This window comes from Catenulispora yoronensis, from assembly GCF_039531695.1.
Lineage (GTDB): Bacteria > Actinomycetota > Actinomycetes > Streptomycetales > Catenulisporaceae > Catenulispora > Catenulispora yoronensis.
The window spans coordinates 194,188-210,284 of sequence record NZ_BAAAQN010000003.1 but is presented as its reverse complement, the minus strand read 5'-3'; the positions used below and the strand labels follow the sequence as shown (position 1 = coordinate 210,284).

The 16,097-nt window shown below is 71.4% G+C and carries 14 protein-coding genes; 8 read left to right on the top strand and 6 right to left on the bottom strand.

The genetic code is table 11. The features are described from left to right. Position 1: 1 nt before the first annotated feature. Together ABD481_RS03690 and ABD481_RS03685 are read right to left on the bottom strand one after the other, a co-directional pair. Positions 2-526, bottom strand: a complete 525-nt coding sequence (locus ABD481_RS03690) for a phage tail protein (protein ID WP_344664060.1) — start codon at positions 524-526, stop codon at positions 2-4. Positions 527-539: 13 nt separating this feature from the next. Further along, positions 540-2,213 (bottom strand): phage tail sheath family protein, encoded by a 1,674-nt coding sequence (locus ABD481_RS03685; protein ID WP_344664059.1) that lies wholly within the window; start codon positions 2,211-2,213, stop codon positions 540-542. Between the two features lie 280 nt (positions 2,214-2,493). On the opposite strand from ABD481_RS03685, the gene ABD481_RS03680 reads away from it, so the two are divergent. Genes ABD481_RS03680 through ABD481_RS03670 form a run of 3 tightly spaced genes read left to right on the top strand, consistent with a single transcriptional unit; the run spans position 2,494 to position 5,455 of the window. Next, complete coding sequence (locus ABD481_RS03680) at positions 2,494-3,279, top strand: dienelactone hydrolase family protein (protein ID WP_344664058.1); 786 nt, start codon at positions 2,494-2,496, stop codon at positions 3,277-3,279. A 60-nt stretch (positions 3,280-3,339) separates the two neighbouring features. After that, a complete protein-coding gene (locus ABD481_RS03675) occupies positions 3,340-3,654 on the top strand; it encodes a hypothetical protein (protein WP_344664057.1) in 315 nt (104 codons plus the stop codon). Positions 3,655-3,682: 28 nt separating this feature from the next. Next, positions 3,683-5,455 (top strand): phosphodiester glycosidase family protein, encoded by a 1,773-nt coding sequence (locus tag ABD481_RS03670; protein ID WP_344664056.1) that lies wholly within the window; start codon positions 3,683-3,685, stop codon positions 5,453-5,455. A gap of 376 nt (positions 5,456-5,831) precedes the next feature. Here the strand turns inward: ABD481_RS03670 and ABD481_RS03665 are convergent, their stop codons facing one another. Then, a complete protein-coding gene (locus tag ABD481_RS03665) occupies positions 5,832-6,200 on the bottom strand; it encodes a hypothetical protein (RefSeq protein ID WP_344664055.1) in 369 nt (122 codons plus the stop codon). Between the two features lie 198 nt (positions 6,201-6,398). On the opposite strand from ABD481_RS03665, the gene ABD481_RS03660 reads away from it, so the two are divergent. The 4 genes from ABD481_RS03660 (at position 6,399) to ABD481_RS03645 (ending at position 8,618) form a co-directional block, all read left to right on the top strand. Further along, positions 6,399-6,698 carry a hypothetical protein gene (locus ABD481_RS03660; RefSeq protein ID WP_344664054.1) on the top strand — a complete coding sequence of 100 codons (300 nt, stop codon included), beginning with the start codon at positions 6,399-6,401 and terminating at the stop codon, positions 6,696-6,698. Then, the gene (locus tag ABD481_RS03655) at positions 6,695-7,579 is read left to right on the top strand and encodes a hypothetical protein (protein ID WP_344664053.1); all 885 of its coding nucleotides are present in this window, start codon (positions 6,695-6,697) and stop codon (positions 7,577-7,579) included. Before ABD481_RS03660 ends, ABD481_RS03655 begins: the two co-directional genes overlap by 4 nt. After that, a complete protein-coding gene (locus ABD481_RS03650) occupies positions 7,576-8,106 on the top strand; it encodes a hypothetical protein (RefSeq protein WP_344664052.1) in 531 nt (176 codons plus the stop codon). Before ABD481_RS03655 ends, ABD481_RS03650 begins: the two co-directional genes overlap by 4 nt. Before the next feature lie 122 nt (positions 8,107-8,228). Next, positions 8,229-8,618, top strand: coding sequence for a roadblock/LC7 domain-containing protein (locus ABD481_RS03645; protein ID WP_344664051.1), 390 nt, complete (start codon positions 8,229-8,231; stop codon positions 8,616-8,618). Here the strand turns inward: ABD481_RS03645 and ABD481_RS03640 are convergent. Beyond that, a complete protein-coding gene (locus ABD481_RS03640) occupies positions 8,615-11,521 on the bottom strand; it encodes an ATP-binding protein (RefSeq protein WP_344664050.1) in 2,907 nt (968 codons plus the stop codon). The two genes, ABD481_RS03645 and ABD481_RS03640, sit on opposite strands and share 4 nt — an antisense overlap. Positions 11,522-11,757: 236 nt before the next feature. On the opposite strand from ABD481_RS03640, the gene ABD481_RS03635 reads away from it, so the two are divergent. Continuing rightward, the gene (locus ABD481_RS03635; RefSeq protein ID WP_344664049.1) at positions 11,758-12,348 is read left to right on the top strand and encodes an RICIN domain-containing protein; all 591 of its coding nucleotides are present in this window, start codon (positions 11,758-11,760) and stop codon (positions 12,346-12,348) included. Between the two features lie 105 nt (positions 12,349-12,453). Here the strand turns inward: ABD481_RS03635 and ABD481_RS03630 are convergent, their stop codons facing one another. After that, positions 12,454-15,234 (bottom strand): ATP-binding protein, encoded by a 2,781-nt coding sequence (locus tag ABD481_RS03630; RefSeq protein WP_344664048.1) that lies wholly within the window; start codon positions 15,232-15,234, stop codon positions 12,454-12,456. A 59-nt stretch (positions 15,235-15,293) separates the two neighbouring features. Next, positions 15,294-16,064, bottom strand: coding sequence for a bestrophin-like domain (locus tag ABD481_RS03625; protein ID WP_344664047.1), 771 nt, complete (start codon positions 16,062-16,064; stop codon positions 15,294-15,296). Positions 16,065-16,097: the final 33 nt, after the last annotated feature.

Genomic DNA, 16,097 nt, shown 5'->3' with positions numbered 1-16,097 from the left:
CTCAGGCCGGGTCCTCGAACCCGGTCTCCGGCGGCTCGGGCAGGTCCTCGCGCACCCAGCCCTCGTTCTCCAGCCTGATGTGCTGGATGGCCACCGCGTTGGCGTTGGCGTCGAAGTCGGAGACCGGCTGGTACTCCGACACCCAGCAGTTGAAGACCTGGTAGGACAGCACCTTCTGTCCCGCCTCGTTGAAGGCGTCGACGATGATGTCGCGGCGGAAGTCCTTCAGTGAGGACTCCAGGCCGCTGCCGGAGTTCTGGTAGCTCCAGACCCGGTTGGCCCACTGCTCGAAGATCTTGTCGGTGGTGACGCCGCGCTCCAGTGTGATCGGGTCGTACTCGGTGCGGCCGGGCAGTTTGAAGCTGGTCGAGGGGTCGCCGCCGCTGCGGTGCTTGATCACCTCGGTGCTGCGCTTGAAGCCGGAGACCTTGCTGACCCCGGCGATGTAGTCCGTGCCGTCGCCGAACTTCACCCGGAACCGGAAGTTCTTGAACGGGTCGCGGCGCTTCGTCTTGCTGTCGACCATGGGACACCCCTTCTCAGACCTGGATCTGGCCGGCGAGCTGCTGGATATGGATGATCACGAACTCCGCCGGCTTGAGCGGGGCGAATCCGACCTGGATGTTGACGATCCCGCGGTCGATGTCGTTCTGCGGGTTGTTGGTGGCGTCGCACACCACCTGGTACGCCTCGCGCGGCGTGCGGCCCTGGAACGCGCCCTGCCGGAACAGGTTGTTCATGAACGCCCCGACGTTGAGCCGGATCGAGGACCACAGCGGCTCGTCGTTCGGTTCGAACACCACCCACTGGGTGCCGCGGAACAGGCTCTCCTCGATGAACAGCGCCAGCCGCCGCACCGGCACGTAGCGCCACTCGCCGTCGGGCTCGAAGTCGGCGCCCTTCATCGTCCGCGCGCCCCACACCACGTTCCCGACCACCGGCCGCTGCCGCAGGCAGTTGACGCTCAGCGGGTTCAGGATCCCGTTCTCCAGGTCCGTCATCGGCAGCGCCGGGGCCAGCACCCCGTTCATCCCGGTCGCGGTCCCGGCCGGCGCCTTCCACACCCCGCGCGCCACGTCGGTGCGCGCCCACACGCCCGCGACCACGCCGCACGCCGGGAAGTCCCGCACCTGGTTCCCGAGCTTGGGATCGGCCAGGTTCACCCGCGGGAAGTACACGGCGGCGTTCTTGGCCACGTCCCCGGTCAGCGGCAGTCCGGCGCCGCCGGGCGCGGCCGCCTTGGCCACGTCGGAGATCTTGGCCCAGCCGTCCGGCGGATCGACGATCAGCATCGCGCGCCGGTCCAGGCACAGCTTCGCGGCCTGGGCCAGCACCCCGGCCGGGTGGTCGCCGTCGCCGAGCTGCCCGGCCGGGCCCGGCAGGCACAGCATGTTGAAGATGTCGGTCTTCAGCAGCTGGTAGATGCCCTGCTTGCCGTCCTTGACCGGCGAGTTCGCCCCGCTGTAGTCGGCCGCGGTCGGCGTGGCGGTGCCGTCCAGGCCGCCGGCCCCGTCGACGTACCAGTCGCCCTTGCCGGCGCCCTTCCCGTCCTGGAACGGGTCCTGCCCGGCCGGCACGTCGGTGTGCGCCTTCGGCAGCTTGCCGTCGGCCGCGGTCGGCACGGTGACCAGCGACGACGACGCCAGCACGACGCTCAGCCGCCGAGGGCTGGCCGCGTCGGCGGCGATGTTGAGGTAGGACTCGGTCACTCCGGTGACGGTGTCGCGCAGCGCGAGGTTGAAGGTCTTCTGCTGGGCCGGATCGGCGGCCTTGTCCGAGGTCTGATAGTCCACCCGGGCCCGGAGGTGGTTCCCCCAGTCCCCGGGGCTGACCGCGGTCAGCGTGACGGCGTCGGCCGCCGCCCCGGACGCCGCGGCGAGCGCCAGCGCGGCCGCCGCCGGAAACGTGGGGCCGTCGGCGGCCGGCGCCGCCTCGTCGGGCGCCGGCGCGGCGACGATCCGCACGATCTCCGCCTCGGCCCCGCCGTTCTGGAAGAACTGGTAGACGGCGTAGCTCATCTCGCTGGACGCGTCCAGCCCGCCGAACTCCCGTTCGTAGTCGGCCCAGCTGGTGATGTGCACCGGATCGGTGACCGAACCGCGCGGCGCGGTCCCGACGAACGCGGCGATGGACGTCGGCACCCCGATGATGGTGCGCACCGCACTGGGCACCTCATCGATGTAGACGCCCGGATAGGTGGGACTGATGGGCATAGCCGTCTCCTTGGTCGCGATGCCGTGGCAACTGCCACGTTCCGGAGGAGACGTCACCTCCGCGTCACCTTCCGCGTATTGGCGGGAATTTTTTCGGTGACGCTGTGGTGATGGGGCGGTGATGGCATGGTGACGGCTGCTACTATCTCCGTGACCGTGCGACAGAGTTGAGGAGGTGGTACCCATGAACGTTTCGACGTGGGTGCTCTCCTCCGAGGTCACGGTCGGGCGATAGGTCGTCCGGGAGCGCCGTTCCAGCGTTTTCCCGAAAGGCACGACCATGCGATTCATCTCTGAACAGCTTCTCGATGGTGCCGATGGCGGCGGCGATGGCGGCCGCGGCGAGGTCGGCGACGGCAACAGCGTCCGGCAACGCGAATTCACGCTCGGCGACGTCCCCGGCTACCTGTGGACGCCCGCGTCGGCGTCCCCATCCGCCCCGGTACCGCTGATCCTGCTCGGCCACCCCGGCGACCTGCGGCGGATGTACCCCCGGCTGGTGGGCCGGGCCCAGCACTCCGCGGCCGACGGTTTCGCCACCGCCACCATCGAACTCCCGGGCAGCGGCACGCGCCCCCGCTCCGAACCCGCCGAACAGGCCCGCGCCGACCTGCGTCAGGCCATCCAGGCCGGCGGCCCCGTCCCCGACGAAATCGTCGAACGGCTCATCCTGCCCCTGGTCAAAGCCGCCGTCCCGGAATGGCGCACCACCCTGGACGCCCTCCTCGCACTGCCCGAACTCCACGGCCCGGTCGGCATCGCGGGCGGAGTGATCGCCATCGCCATCCGCCTGGCCCTGACCGAACCCCGCATCGCCGCCGCGGGCCTGTTCGCCGGCAGCTACGTACCCCGCAGCATGTTCACGGAGGCCCGCCAAGTCACCATCCCCCTGCACGTCCTGCTCCAATGGGACGACGAAGGCAACGACCGCCAAGCCGCCCTCGACCTCTTCGACGCCTTCGGCTCCAAGGAGAAGACCCTGCACGCGAACATGGGCGGCCACACCGGCGTCCCCCACTTCGCACAGGACGACAGCGGCCGGTTCTTCGCCCGGCACCTGAGGTAGCGCGGCGGGTAGGGTTGCCGCCGGTCTGACTGATCGTGGGTTGGGGGGAAGGGGTCGGCTGTGGTCGATGGCAAGACGATCCAAGTGACGACAGCGGCCGAGGCCGCGGCGGCGCTGGGCGACCTGGACGACTCCTTCCTCGCCGACCTTCGCTACGACGGCGGTGTGCGCGACCGCGCTGACGCCGGTATCGAATTGCGCGAGCCGGCCGCGACGGCGCGGCTGGTCCGCGACGGGGAGTGGAGCAGGCTAGTTCTGGCAGCGGTTCTGAGGGCGAACCCGCTCCAGCGTCAACACCCGCATCAGCACCTTTGGCCGACCATTCCCCGACCGGTCGCACGACCTCAACAAGCTGTTAAGGCCGCCGGACTCTGATCTTTGAATCACCGAGTCAGGAGAACGCATGTCGAAGCAGCAGATCCCAGCCGCCTCAGCCAATCCGGTCGTTCCGGTCGCGCCCGTCGCCCCGGTTGCCCCGGTCGCCCCGGTCGCCCCGGTCGCCCCGGCCACCGCCCGCCGCTCCCGCGCCCGCCGTCGTACCGGCAGCGCACTCGCGGCCGCGGCCGTGCTCGTGCTGGCCGGGCCGCTCGGGGTCGGTGCCAGTGCGGCTCAGGCCCACGCCGATCATGACCACGACCACGACCGCGCCGACCACGCCGCCCTCGCCGCTCCGAGCGGCTCGGCCTATCTCAATGGCCTGGGTCAGGAGCAGTGGACCACCGCGGCTGTCGCGCCCGGGGTGCGGGTCAGCACCGTGACCATCAAGAACGCCGCCTCGACGCCGTTCTGGACCGTCACTCTCCAGCAGCCGACCACCAGCGTCATCACCGGTGGTCCGACCAACGCGGAGGTCGCTTCCCAGTCCTGGGCGCAGGACACTGCCACGCAGCTTCAGGCGCATGGCTTCCAGGCGCGCGTGGAGGCGGTGCAGTGGCCCGCCGGCTACTCGGACACGCCGCACGGGCTGATGGGCTACCGCGTGCGGGTCGGGCAGTTCCCGACGCAGGCCGCCGCCGGGCCGCAGCTGGCCGCGGTCAAGGCCGCCGGGTTCACCGCCTTCTCCCAGTGGACCGGGTACGACACGCAGACGCCCGCGGACGTGGAGAACATCCACGTCGCCGTCATCAACCCGCGGAGCTTCGGCGGCACCGTCGAGGCCACCCACGCCGGGAACGTCGCGCAGCGCCTCACCACCTCCTCCGTCGCGGCCCAGCTCGGCTCGCTGGTCGGCGTCAACGGCGGGTTCTTCATCACCTCGAACAACGACGGGGTGCAGGGCACCATGTCCGGGCTCGGTGTCTACGACGGCAAGCTCGAATCGCTGTCCTCGGGTTCGCGCGGCGCGCTCGTGATCGAGGACGGCGGCCAGCGCTTCCAGGTCGCGAACCTGGCCAGCAGCGCCTCGGTCCGCTCCGGCGCGGCGGTCGAGCAGATCCAGGGCGTCAACCGGGTCCCCGGCCTGGTCCGGGACTGCGGGCGGACCGGCGCGGTGCCGACGACGCATCCCGTGCAGGACATCACCTGCACCGAGGCCGACGACCTGGTGCTGTTCACGCCGGAGTTCGTGGCCGCGCTGCCGACCGGGGCCGGTACGCAGGTCGTGCTCGACGCCGACGGCAAGGTCGTCTCGGTCGGCGCGCGCGGCGGCTCGGTGCCGGCCGGCGGCTCGGTGCTGCAAGGCCTCGGCGCCGCCGCGACGTGGCTGACCGCGCACGCGACGGTCGGGCACCGCCTCGCCGTCAGCGAGTCGGTGGTCGACGCCTCGACCGGGCGCCGGCTGCGCCTGGGCGCCGGCGACAGCGTCGCCAGCGCCGCGCCGGTGCTGGTGCGCGACGGCCGCATAGCCGTGGACGCGGCGACCGAGGGCGTCGTGGACCCGCGCGACCTGTCGTACAACTACCAGTGGGCCAACGCCCGCCAGCCGCGCACGATCGCGGGCATCGACGCCCGGGGCAACCTGCTGCTGGTCACCGTCGACGGCCGCCTGACCGCCGGCAGCGAGGGCTTCACGCTGTTCGAGGAGGCCGAGTTCATGCGCACGCTGGGCGCGGTGCAGGCCCTCAACCTGGACGGCGGCGGCTCCTCGGCGATGGCCGTCAACGGGAAGCTGGTCAACAACACCTCGGACGCCACCGGCGAGCGGCCGGTCGGGGACACGATCCAGATCCTGCCGTAGCGGCGTAGCGGCGTAACGCCGTAACGCCGTAGCGCCGTAACGCGGCGAGCGCCCGGTTCCGTGGAGAACGACGGAACCGGGCGCATTCGCGTCGACGCACCCGTATATCAGAGTCGTGCGATAAGGGTTTTGCCTATCACGCAGCGCCACCGCGCGGAAACCGAATGGAAACGGCGGCGCGGAACACCCGCGGGGAGCACTGCGAATCGGCGATGTCGGAAATCGACCTTTGCACCCAATGGTCGGAGTCGATTATCCGGAGCTATTCATCGCAAATAGCCGAGCCGGGCCCGAGACGGAAATCGGCCGCTTTTGCCCGCATTGATCAGTCCGGCTCACTCGCGTTCCGAAGCCCCCCGCATTCAGCTCTTTATATTCAGCCCTCGATATAGGCGCCGATGCGCTTGAGCTCGTGCCGGGCCAGGGCCAGGTTGGCGCGGGAGCGGTCGAGCGCGAGGTAGAGGAACAGGGCGCCGCCGCCGCTGTTCGGGAGCAGGCGGATCACGTGGTACTGACCCGTCAGGGTGATGAGGATGTCCTCGACGGTCTCGTTGAGGCCGAGGCGGGCCAGGGTGCGCATCTTGGCCCGCACGACCTCGGTGTTGCCGGCCGCGGCGACCTCCAGGTCCAGGCCCGGACCGCCGCCGATGTGGCCGAGCGACATGCCGCTCTCGTAGTCCACCAGGGCGACGCCGATGGCACCCTCGACCGTCATCGCTTCTTTCAGCGCGCCTTCGATGTTCATGGCACTTCCTCACAGCCTAATTCGGTTCGCGGTTGTTGATCATGTTGTCGCGGGCAAAAGCGGATGAGCTCGCGGTTAGCGTAGTTTACGACTAAAGTTACGTGGCACATATCGCGAAGTGAAGGGGTGCCGGTGCCCAAGCTCGAAATATCGCTCTCCGCAGCGTTTGAATCTCCTGGAGTAATCGGGGCTGCTTTGGTGGACGCGGTAACCGGGCTGGCATATCGCTCGGCGGGCGACTTCTCGACGCTCGGCGAGGCCCACGAGGTGGCGGAGCTGACCACACTGATCGCCGGCGTGCTCCACGAGGCCGGCGCCCCGGGCGAGCTGGAGAGCGTCGTGATCACGAGCACCCGACGGCACGAGATCGTGCAGACGGTTCCGGGCCGCGCGCCGCTGAACTCCGCGGTGCTGTTCGTCGCGCTGGATCGCGAACGCGCCAACCTGGCGCTGGCCGTACGCGAGGCCGCGGCGCTGGCAGAGAGCATCCTGACATGAGCGTCCCGACCCTGGCTTCGCAGCCGCCGCGCAACGTCCCCGCGCTGTTGGCGAAGCTGCTGACGGAGGACTTCACCGGCGCGGTCGAGGTGTCCGGGACCCCGAGCGGGACGATCCACCTGCGCCGGGGCATGGTCATCGCGGTCGACACGCCGAACGCGCCCTCCGTGGAGACGCTGCTCATCCGCTCCGGACGCATCGACGAGGCCGCCTGGGCCACCGCGCTGACGCGGCGCGCCGCGACGCAAAGCACTGACACAGACAACGAGGACACGAGCGACCTCAACGCAGTCCTCATCGACCTCGGCCTGATCGGCCAGGGCGAACTCGAAGCAGTCTGCATCGCCGCCGTGTACGACGCCGCGTTCGCCATGGCACTCCAGCCGGCGGAGGGCTGGACCGTCCACAAGGCCGCCGTACCGCCCGCGCTGGTGACCTGCCCCGGCGAATCCCCACGCACGCTCGCCGACGAGACGACCCGCCGCATCAGCACCCTGTCCGAGAACTGGGGCTCCCTCGCCGAACTGGCCGGCGCACGATGCCGCCCAGCCGCACGGATCGACCCCGGGCTGCTCACCTCGCGCCAGCAAGCAGTCCTGCTGGCCGCGAACGGCCGCCGAACCCCCCGCGACATCGCGTTCTTCCTGGGCTGCGGGGTCTTCCCGACGATGCTCGACATCGCACGCCTGCGCGCACGACGCCTGGTGGAGTGGGAGACACCCCGCCCCGCGACGACGCCGAGCACCGCACGCCGCGCGGCTCCCCCACCCACCGATCAGCTCCCGGAAGGCCCAGCGGTGCTGCCCCGGCGGCCCCGACGCGACCGACCGAGCGAAGACACCTCAGAAAGCGGAACCACAGAGGGGCGGAACAGCTCATGAGTGGTGGGCGCCAGCCGAACGAGCCCGAGTATGAATACGAGTACAAGTTCGAGCCCGAGTACGAATACGAGACCATGTCCGAGCCCGAGGCCGGGCCCGAAGGCAAGTCCGAGTCCGAGTTCGGCTTCGAGCCCGGACTCGAAGCTGGGCTCGAAGCCAAAGCCGAGCCCGAGGCGGGGTTCGAGGCCAAGGCGGGGTCCGGGGCCGAAGCCAAAGCCGAGCCCGAACTCAAGACCGAGCGCAAGGCTAGTTCCGAGCCCGCAGCCGGGACCGAAGGCCAGTCCAAATCCGAGCCCGGATTCGAAGCTCAACCCGAGGCCGCAGCCGAAGCCGAGCCCAAGGCCGAGGCCGGTCCCGAGCTTGGATCCGGCTCCGAATCCGGGTCCGAACTCCCACCACCCCCAAAGTGCGACACCCCCCTCCCCCGCCGCGTCCCGTCCTCGAACTCCGCCCGAGTCCCGCGCGTGGCCCGGCCGGCGGAGCAGACTGTGCGTCATCTCCTAGACGTGCTCAAGCATCTTCCCTGAGCCCGAACCGAATCCATCCCGACCGCCGACCGCCGACAGCCGACAGCCGACAACCGACCGCCGACCGCCACATCGGCCGCGCGACCTCCAGGCGCACGGCTCCACATGCCGAGGAGCATGCTGTGAAAGCACCGTCATCGTCCACTGCCTTGGTCAGTGAGCTTCTTGTACTCCGCGAGAAGGTCGTGGGCATTACCGACAGCATCATCTCCACGGCTGACGGGTTGCTCGTGGCGTCGGACAGTGGGTCGGCCGAGCAGGAGTCGCTTGCGGCGCTGTGCGCGGCCGGTGTCGCGCTGGGTACTCGCACCGCTGTGCATGTCGGGCTCGGCGGGTTGCGTGAGTCGGTCATTCGGGCTGCCGGGGGGCATGTGGTCTTCGCGTCGATCGGGGAGAATGCGCTGCTGGCCATTGTTGGTGACGAGGGGTTGGATCTGGCCCATCTGCGGCGTGAGCTGCCCGGGACGGTGGATGTGCTCGGCAAGCTGCTGGACGGGGACGCGCCGAACTAGGGGGTGCGGCGCGTCGGCCTGGCATCAGGACTCGAAGTTGGCGAGGACGTCGGCGAGGACGTCGCATAAACCAGTGTCCTGATCTTGCCGAGGCGGCTCAGCACCCGGTCGACGTCCGATCGCATGTTGAGCCGCTGAAAGATCTCCAGTGCCAGGCGCAGGTGCTTGGTGCCCTGGCCGGTGTCGCCTCGCGCGAGCTCGCATTCGCCGATGCCTTCGAGCGAGTGCCCTTCGTCGTCGGGCTTGTTCAGCTCGCGGTGCATGCCGAGCGCCTGGCGGTACAGGTCCAGCGCCCGGGCGCATTCGCCGGTGGCGAGGAGCAGGGCGGCGTAGTGGTTGAGCGTGTAGGCCTCGTTGCCCCGGATGCCGAGTGCGCGGTAGATGCGCAAGGACTGGTTGAAGGCATCCGCCGCGCCCGCGTAGTCCCGGGTCGCCTGGCGCACCACTCCCAGTTCGGTCAGCGCGAAGGCTTGTCCGTAGCGGTGGCCGAGGTCGCGGTAGAGCTGCAAGGCGTGGACGAGGGCGTCGGCCGAGCCGGTGAAGTCCCCCGTCAGCTGCCGCACCCGGCCGAGTTCGGTGAGCGTGGTGGCCTGGCCCTGCCGCTGGCCCAGGTCCCCGAACAGGTCCAGCGCGCGGCTCAGTGCGTCGGTGGCTCCGGGCAGGTCGCCGAGGAACGAGCGCACGCGTCCCAACTCGGTCAGGGCGATGGCCTGTCCCAGCCGGTGGTCGAGGTCCTGATAGCGGGTCAGGGCCTCGGTGAGGTCGTCGGCGGCTCCGGCGAAGTCCCCGGCCACATATCGCGCCCCTCCCAGCTCCGCCAACGCCGTGGCCTGTCCGAGGCGGTCGTCGAGGCCGCGGTAGAGGGCCAGCGCCTGGGCCAGTGCCGCCTCGCCGTCGGACGGATCGTCGATCAGGGTCCGGACACGCCCCAGGTCGACCAGCGCGCCCGCTTCGCCGCGACGGTGGCCCAGGTCGCGGTAGAGCCGCAGCGCCCTGGTCAGGGCCTCGTCCGCGCCGGCCAGGTCGCCGCTGAGGCGTCGCACCCGCCCCAGGTCGCTGAGCGCGTTGGCCTGGCCGGGACGGTCGTCGAGCTGTTCGGCGGCGGCGAGCGCCGCCTCGTGCAGGGCGAGGGCCCGGGGCCAAGGGCCGTCCGCGTTCATGATCTGGGCCAGTCCGGCGGCGAGCCCCACCACGGACGCGCCCGCGCCATGGCACAGAGCGTCGTCGAAGGCTGATTCCAGGTCGGCGCGCTCGGTACGCAGCCAGAGGTGCGCCGCTTCCTGGTCCGGCAGGGGTGGCGCGTGCCGGGGCGCGTTCCCCCGGGGCTCGGATCGCGGGACGCGGTCGATCAGGCTGCCGGCCCGCTGGGCGGTGTGCTGGTAGTAGTCGAGCAGACGGCCGTGCGCGGCCTCGCACCCGTGCTCCGCGCAGCTGTCGGCCGCGGTCCGGGCATGAGCGTGGACCAGATCATGGATGCGGTACCGCCCCGGCGAAACGCTGATCAGCAGGCTGTGATCCGCGAGCCGTTGTACCAGCAGGTCGGCCGTCTCCAGATCGGTGTCGAGCAATGCAGCCGCGGCGTGGGCGTCGAGCTGCGATCCGGCCAGCAGGCTCAGACGGCGGAACAGCAGCCGCTCCTGCTCGGCCAACGTCTGGTAGGACACGTCGAACATCGCGGTCAGGCTGCGGCTCTCGTCCGTGTAGCCGGCGAGCTCGTCCCCGGCGCGGCGGGCCGCGAGCCGGTCGAGCAGCCGTCGCAGGTTCCACGCCTTCCCGCCGGTACGCAGCAGCGCGGCGGCGATCACCAGGGCGAGCGGCAGACGTCCGCACAGCTCGGCCGCCTGATGCCACAGCGCGTCGTCGGCGGGATGGGAGTCGTACCGAGCGGCCCGGCGCAGTATCGCCACCGCCTCCTCCGGCGGGAGCACGTCCAGCGGCACCGGCACGGCATCGTCGAGCGCCGCCAGGCGCCGACGGCTGGTGACCAGCACCAGGCAGGTCGCGGCGGCCGGCAGCAAGGGCGCCACCTGCGCCTCGTCGGCGGCGTTGTCCAGGACGAGCAGTGTGCGGGTCCCGGCGAGCCGGTCGCGGTAGAGCGCGGCGCGGGCGTCGAGGTCCGCGGGGATGCGCTGGGGCGGCACCCCGAGGCTGTGCAGCAGGGCGGCCAGCGCGTCGCCCGGATCGCGCGGGGCCCGGTTGTCGCTGAAGCCGTAGAGGTCGAGGAACAGTTGTCCGTCCGGAAAGCGCTCGGCCAACCGGTGCGCGGCGTGCACGGCCAGCGCCGTTTTCCCCACTCCGCCCATGCCGCCGATGGCGCAGGTCACGACGGCGCCCGGCTGGCCGGCGGCTCCGGCACCGCCGGCCGCGGCGAGCAGTCGGGCCAGTTCGTCGTCGCGTCCGGTGAACAGGGCGCTGTCCGCGGGCAGTTGGCGCGGCCCGACCGTCACCGACGGAAGCGGAGCCGGAAGCGGGGTCGGGAGCAGGGAGGTCCGAGAACCGGATTCGTTGTCCGCACCGGCGTTCCGTCCCTGCTTGGCCCGCCGCTGGTTCTCCTCGACCCGGTCCCGGGCGTCCGCCAGCGCACGCCGCTCCGCGGGCGCGGCCCCCAGAACCTCGGCCAGCGCGTCGAACCGGTCGGTGGGCGGCAACGTGCGAGCAGTGAAGTACTCCGCGATCGCGGCCTGCGACCACCCGGTGCGCTGCGCCAGTTCGCGGTAGGTGAGCTGGCTGTCCCGCTGTTCGCGCGCGTGCCGCCGGCGCAGGTCCCGCAGCAGTGCGGCCAGGTCGTCCAGGCTCTGCGCCTCGGCGGCGGCGGTGGCCGTGGCGGCCGGGGCAGCGGCGCCGGCGGTGGCGGCCGGCTCGCCGGCGGGCATCGTGGGCTGCTGCTGGGCGCCGGGCTCCATCGCCGCGTCCTCCACGAGTTACTAAGAACACGAATATACGTGGACGAATGGAGCCTAACAGCTGCCCGTCGGCCCTCGACAGGGATCCGCCGGTTTCTGTCGGAATCTGGCGGTGCCCGCCGGCGACCGGGATGGCGCCCGCCCCGCCGCACCTGCGGCGAGCATGGTCGCGCCGGCCGGCACTCGCGGCAGGGACCGCCGGCCGTCGGACACCGCACCCAGCAAAAGGAGTACGAGTGCGCAACGAAAACAGGCGTCGACACCGCCTCATCCGCCTCGGGTTGTTCTCGGCCTTCGCGTCGTTCCTGGCCGTCGTCCTGACCGGCGCTCCGGCGAACGCCGCGAGCAGCGGCGCGGGCCTGCTGAAGGCGTCGCGGACGGTGGCCGCGCCCGGCGGCATCGGCAACCCCGTCTACAACTTCGTCAACGTCAACAGCGGCCTGTGCCTGGCCTACGACCCCGAGTCGCGGGGCGCGGCGCGCCAGGAGGCGTGCAACAACGACAACACCGTCAACTGGGTGGCGGCGAGCAACGGCGCCGGCCAGTACGAGCTCATCGACACGCACAACAACCAGTGCCTGTCGGTCTCGGGCGGTTCGTCCGCCGACGGGGCCGCGGAGTTCGTGTACAACTGCATGAACATCCCCGACCAGCTCTACACCCTGGTGCCGGAGTTCTCGATCTACCCGGGTGCGTACGAGCTCGTGAACCAGCAGAGCGGCAAGTGCGTGGCGGTCGGCGGCGGCCGCACGAACCTGGGCGCCTGGGTCATCCAGTGGACGTGCAATCCGAGCGCCGAGTTCATGTGGCGCCCGATCGGCGGATAGCAACCGCGTATAGGCAGGGCTAGGCAGGGCTAGACAGGCAACGGTGTCACCCGGCCGTCCGCGGCCGGGTGACATTTATCAAAGGGTTGATTCGGCCCGAGAATGTCAGGGCCCGGCGTCCGTCAGAGTCGCCAGCAAGGCCCGCGCCGGCTCCTCCTCAGAGCTGTCCAATCCCTTGAACGCCTCCAGGGCCCGGCGCAGATGCTCGCGCGCGCCGTCCCGGTCCGGCGGCGTCAACGCCAGCAGCGCGCGGGCGATACCGGCCTCGGCGTCCCCCACCTCGACCAGAGAGCCGCCAGTCGTGCTGACGGCCAGGGCGGCGCGGTAGCTGTCGAGCGAGGCTTGCGGATCGTCGAGCGCGAGATGGACGTCGCCGATGCTGCGGTGCGCCGTCGCCTGCCAGCGCGGATGGTCGCCGCCGAGCCAGACGGTCAGGGCGCGCTGGAGATGGTCGAGCGCGGCCCGGGGTTCGCCGCGGCGCAGGCACAACACGCCGAGGGCGTTGAGCGCCGCGGCCTCCCCGTCCGGGTCGCCGAGGTCGTGGGCGATCTTCAGGGCCTGGCGGCAGTAGCCGTCGGCGAGGTCGTAGTCCCCCAGGTTGGAGTGCAGGCTCGCCAGGTCGCAGATCGCGTTGCCGAGCACCTGGCGCGCACCGGCCTGCTCGGCCAGGGCGACGGCCTCGGTCAGCGCGGTGCGGGCCTGGTCGTACTGGCCGATGTTGGTGTGGAACTGGCCGAGGTTGCTCAGCGCCCGGGCCTGGCCGACCCGGTCGTCGTTCTCGCGGTGGATGGCCAGGGCCAGGCCGGTCTGCTCGATGGCTTCGCGGTAGCGTCCGACATCGCCGGTGACGGTCGCGATGTTGCCCAGGACGATGCCCTCGCCGTAGCGGTCGCCGGCCTCGCGGGCCACGGTCAGGGCCTGCCGGTGGTAGCCGAGGGCGAGGTCGAACTGCCCCAGGACCTGGTGCACGGCGCCGAGGTTGCCGAGGGTGGCGCCTTCGCCGCGGCGGTCGCCGAAGGCCCGGCGGTACGGCAGCGCGCGTTCGAAGTGGTCGATGGTCGCCTGGTAGCGGCCGAGGCTGAAGTGGGCGACGGCGCAGTTGTGGAGGGTCTCGCCGAGGGCGTAGTCGCCGCCGGACTCGGTGGCCGCGGCGAGCGCGTGGCGGTGGCTTTCGAGCAGGTCGTCGGTATGGCCGGCGACGGCATAGAAGGTCCACAGGATCTGGGCCAGCTGCCAGGCGTGGTCGGGGTGGCCGGCGGTGGCGGCGTGCCGGATGACCAGCAGCAGGTTCGTCCGCTCCGCCTCCAGCCAGGCGGTGGCCTGGTCCGCGTCGGCGAATCCGGGCCAGGGCACCGCGGCGGGGGTCACCTCGACGACCTGTTCGGGCAGCCGGCGGCGGTGCGGGTTGACCAGGTCCATCGCGGTGTTCGCGGTGTAGCGGTAGGCGTCCAGGACACGGACTACGGCAGCCTGGCGCTCCGGGTCCGGGAGGCTCTGGCGGGCGAGCTCGGCGGCGTAGGCGCGCAGCAGGTCGTGCAGCGTGTAGCGGTTGCCGGCGGCCCGCTCCAGGAGGTGGCCGCCGGCCAGGATCTCCAGTTGGTTCCGGGCCTCGCCTTCGGGGACGCCGGCCAGGTTGGCGGCACCGACCGGGTCGATGTCCGAGCCCGGATACAGGCCCAGGAGGCGGAACAGCCGCGCAGCGGGGTCGGGCAGCGCGTGGTAGGACCAGGAGAACACGGTGCGGACGTCGGCGAGCGGGTCGCCGGTGTCGTCGAGCAGGTCCAGGGAACGGTCCTCACCGGCCAGGCCGCCGATGATCTCGGCCAGCGGCGTCCGGTCCGGATGGCGGGCCACCCGCTCGGCGGCGACGCGCAGGGCCAGCGGGAGGCCGGCGCACAGCCGGACCAGCTCGGCGCAGGCCTCGGGTTCGTCGAGCGTGCGGTGCGGCCCGAGGACGCGGCTGAGCAGCTCGGTGGCCTCGGCGTCGGAGAGGCGGTCCAGGACGATCCGGTGCGCGCCGTTGCGGACCACCAGCCCGGACAGGTCGTCCCGGCTGGTGACCAGGACGAAGCAGCCCGGGGTGCCCGGCAGCAGCGGGCGGACCTGCTCGGCGGTGCGGACGTTGTCCAGGACGATGAGGACCCGCCGCTGGAACAGCAGGCTGCGGTAGAGGGCTCCGCGCTCGTCGACGTCCGGCGGGACGGCGTCGGCGCCGAGGGCGCGCAGGAAGCGTTCCAGGACGGCGTCCGGGGGAACGGGCTCGTCGGAGTCGTAGCCGCGCAGGTTCGCGTAGAGCTGGCCGTCGGGAAAGTGGTCGCGGGACTGGTGGGCCCAGTGGACGGCGAGGGCGGTCTTGCCGACCCCGGCGGTTCCGGCGAGGGCGGAGAGGACGACGGCGGGGGCGGAGTCGTGGTCGGCGCCGCGGGCTGAGTCATATTCGAGCAGCTCGTCGAGCTGTTTCAGCGCGGGCTGGCGGCCGGTGAACGCGGTGACGTCGGCGGGCAGCTGGCCGGGCGGCCGCGGGCTCCGGTCCGCGCCGGCGGCGGGGCGGTCCGAGCCGTCCTCGCGGTGCTCCGCACCGTTTTCGGAGCGGTGCGGGTGGGCCGCGGCGGCCCGCTCCCAGGCGTTGGCCCAGTCCCTCGCCTCCTGCGGCGTGGCGCCGAGCGCCAGCACGACGGCGTCGAGCACGTCGGCGGGCATCAGCGTCGCCCCGGAGAGGTAGTCCGCGAGGCTGCTGCGCGGCACGCCGCTGGCCGCCGACAGCTCGCGCAGCGGCATCCGGGCTTTGCCCGTCCCCCGCGCGGCCCGTATTCGCCACGTGTTGAGCTCGTCCAACAGGTCCCGCACCGTGCGGCGGCCGTCCACGCCCTGGGTTCCGTTGTTCATCAGGAGTCTTATTATGCTGGTCGGACCGCCCGCGCCGTAAGGTCACCACCGATTGCGGGTCAGTGCTCGATGCTGGCGAAGCGTGCCAGGGCGTCGTTGAACGCGGTCGGCGCGACCCGGATGCCGGATCCGAACGGATGGTTGATCTGCAGGACCAGCCAGACGCCGAATCCCATCACCGCGCCCAGAACGCCGAGCGCCGCCACGTACCGCCGCCCGCGCGGCCAGCCGACCAGCAGCGGAAACAGGACGCTGACGGCGCCCGCGCCGATCACCCCGGCCACGATCATCGTCGGGGCACCGGCCCGGACGTCGGCCACCCGGACCCGCCGCTGCTGGTAGACGGCGTCCAGTGCCTTGTGGATGTCCGCCGTCGCCTGCTTGGTCCGGGCGTCTGACGCGGCGTCGGCGCCGATCAGGACGCCGGACTCGAACCGGAGGGCGTCGAGCTCGGTCCACGCCTGCGGGCTCACCTGATTCCGTTCCATGAGGGGCCATTCGACGTCGACCACCGTTCGGGTGTAGCCGGTCAGCGCGGCCTCGACCGTCCGGGCCTGGTCGGCGGGCAGCCACGTGGCCGACAGATACGCGTCCCGCAAGGCCCCGGCCTCCTGCGCCGTCGCCTGTTCGGCGGCGGAGACGCACTGGGTGGTGGAGACGATCAGGAAGGCCAGCGTCCCGAAGAAAAAGAAGATCAGCGCACTGGTCACCGCGCCGACGGTCGGAATCAGGTCCGCACCGTCGACCCACCGCAACCGCCGCGACACCCAGGCCATACCGGCGACCGCCGACCCGGTGCCCGCGGTCGCCAAGATCCCGGACAGCCACATTGCGCCACCACCTCGCCGCTCCGGAGCGGCCTG

Bases quoted from the DNA above. Each gene is read 5' to 3' on its own strand.
- ABD481_RS03630 (WP_344664048.1), bottom strand. From the start codon at position 15,234: ATGAACAACGGAACCCAGGGCGTGGACGGCCGCCGCACGGTGCGGGAC.
- ABD481_RS03640 (WP_344664050.1), bottom strand. From the start codon at position 11,521: ATGGAGCCCGGCGCCCAGCAGCAGCCCACGATGCCCGCCGGCGAGCCG.
- ABD481_RS03665 (WP_344664055.1), bottom strand. From the start codon at position 6,200: ATGAACATCGAAGGCGCGCTGAAAGAAGCGATGACGGTCGAGGGTGCC.
- ABD481_RS03680 (WP_344664058.1), top strand. From the start codon at position 2,494: ATGCGATTCATCTCTGAACAGCTTCTCGATGGTGCCGATGGCGGCGGC.
- ABD481_RS03625 (WP_344664047.1), bottom strand. From the start codon at position 16,064: ATGTGGCTGTCCGGGATCTTGGCGACCGCGGGCACCGGGTCGGCGGTC.
- ABD481_RS03650 (WP_344664052.1), top strand. From the start codon at position 7,576: ATGAGTGGTGGGCGCCAGCCGAACGAGCCCGAGTATGAATACGAGTAC.
- ABD481_RS03690 (WP_344664060.1), bottom strand. From the start codon at position 526: ATGGTCGACAGCAAGACGAAGCGCCGCGACCCGTTCAAGAACTTCCGG.
- ABD481_RS03685 (WP_344664059.1), bottom strand. From the start codon at position 2,213: ATGCCCATCAGTCCCACCTATCCGGGCGTCTACATCGATGAGGTGCCC.
- ABD481_RS03670 (WP_344664056.1), top strand. From the start codon at position 3,683: ATGTCGAAGCAGCAGATCCCAGCCGCCTCAGCCAATCCGGTCGTTCCG.
- ABD481_RS03655 (WP_344664053.1), top strand. From the start codon at position 6,695: ATGAGCGTCCCGACCCTGGCTTCGCAGCCGCCGCGCAACGTCCCCGCG.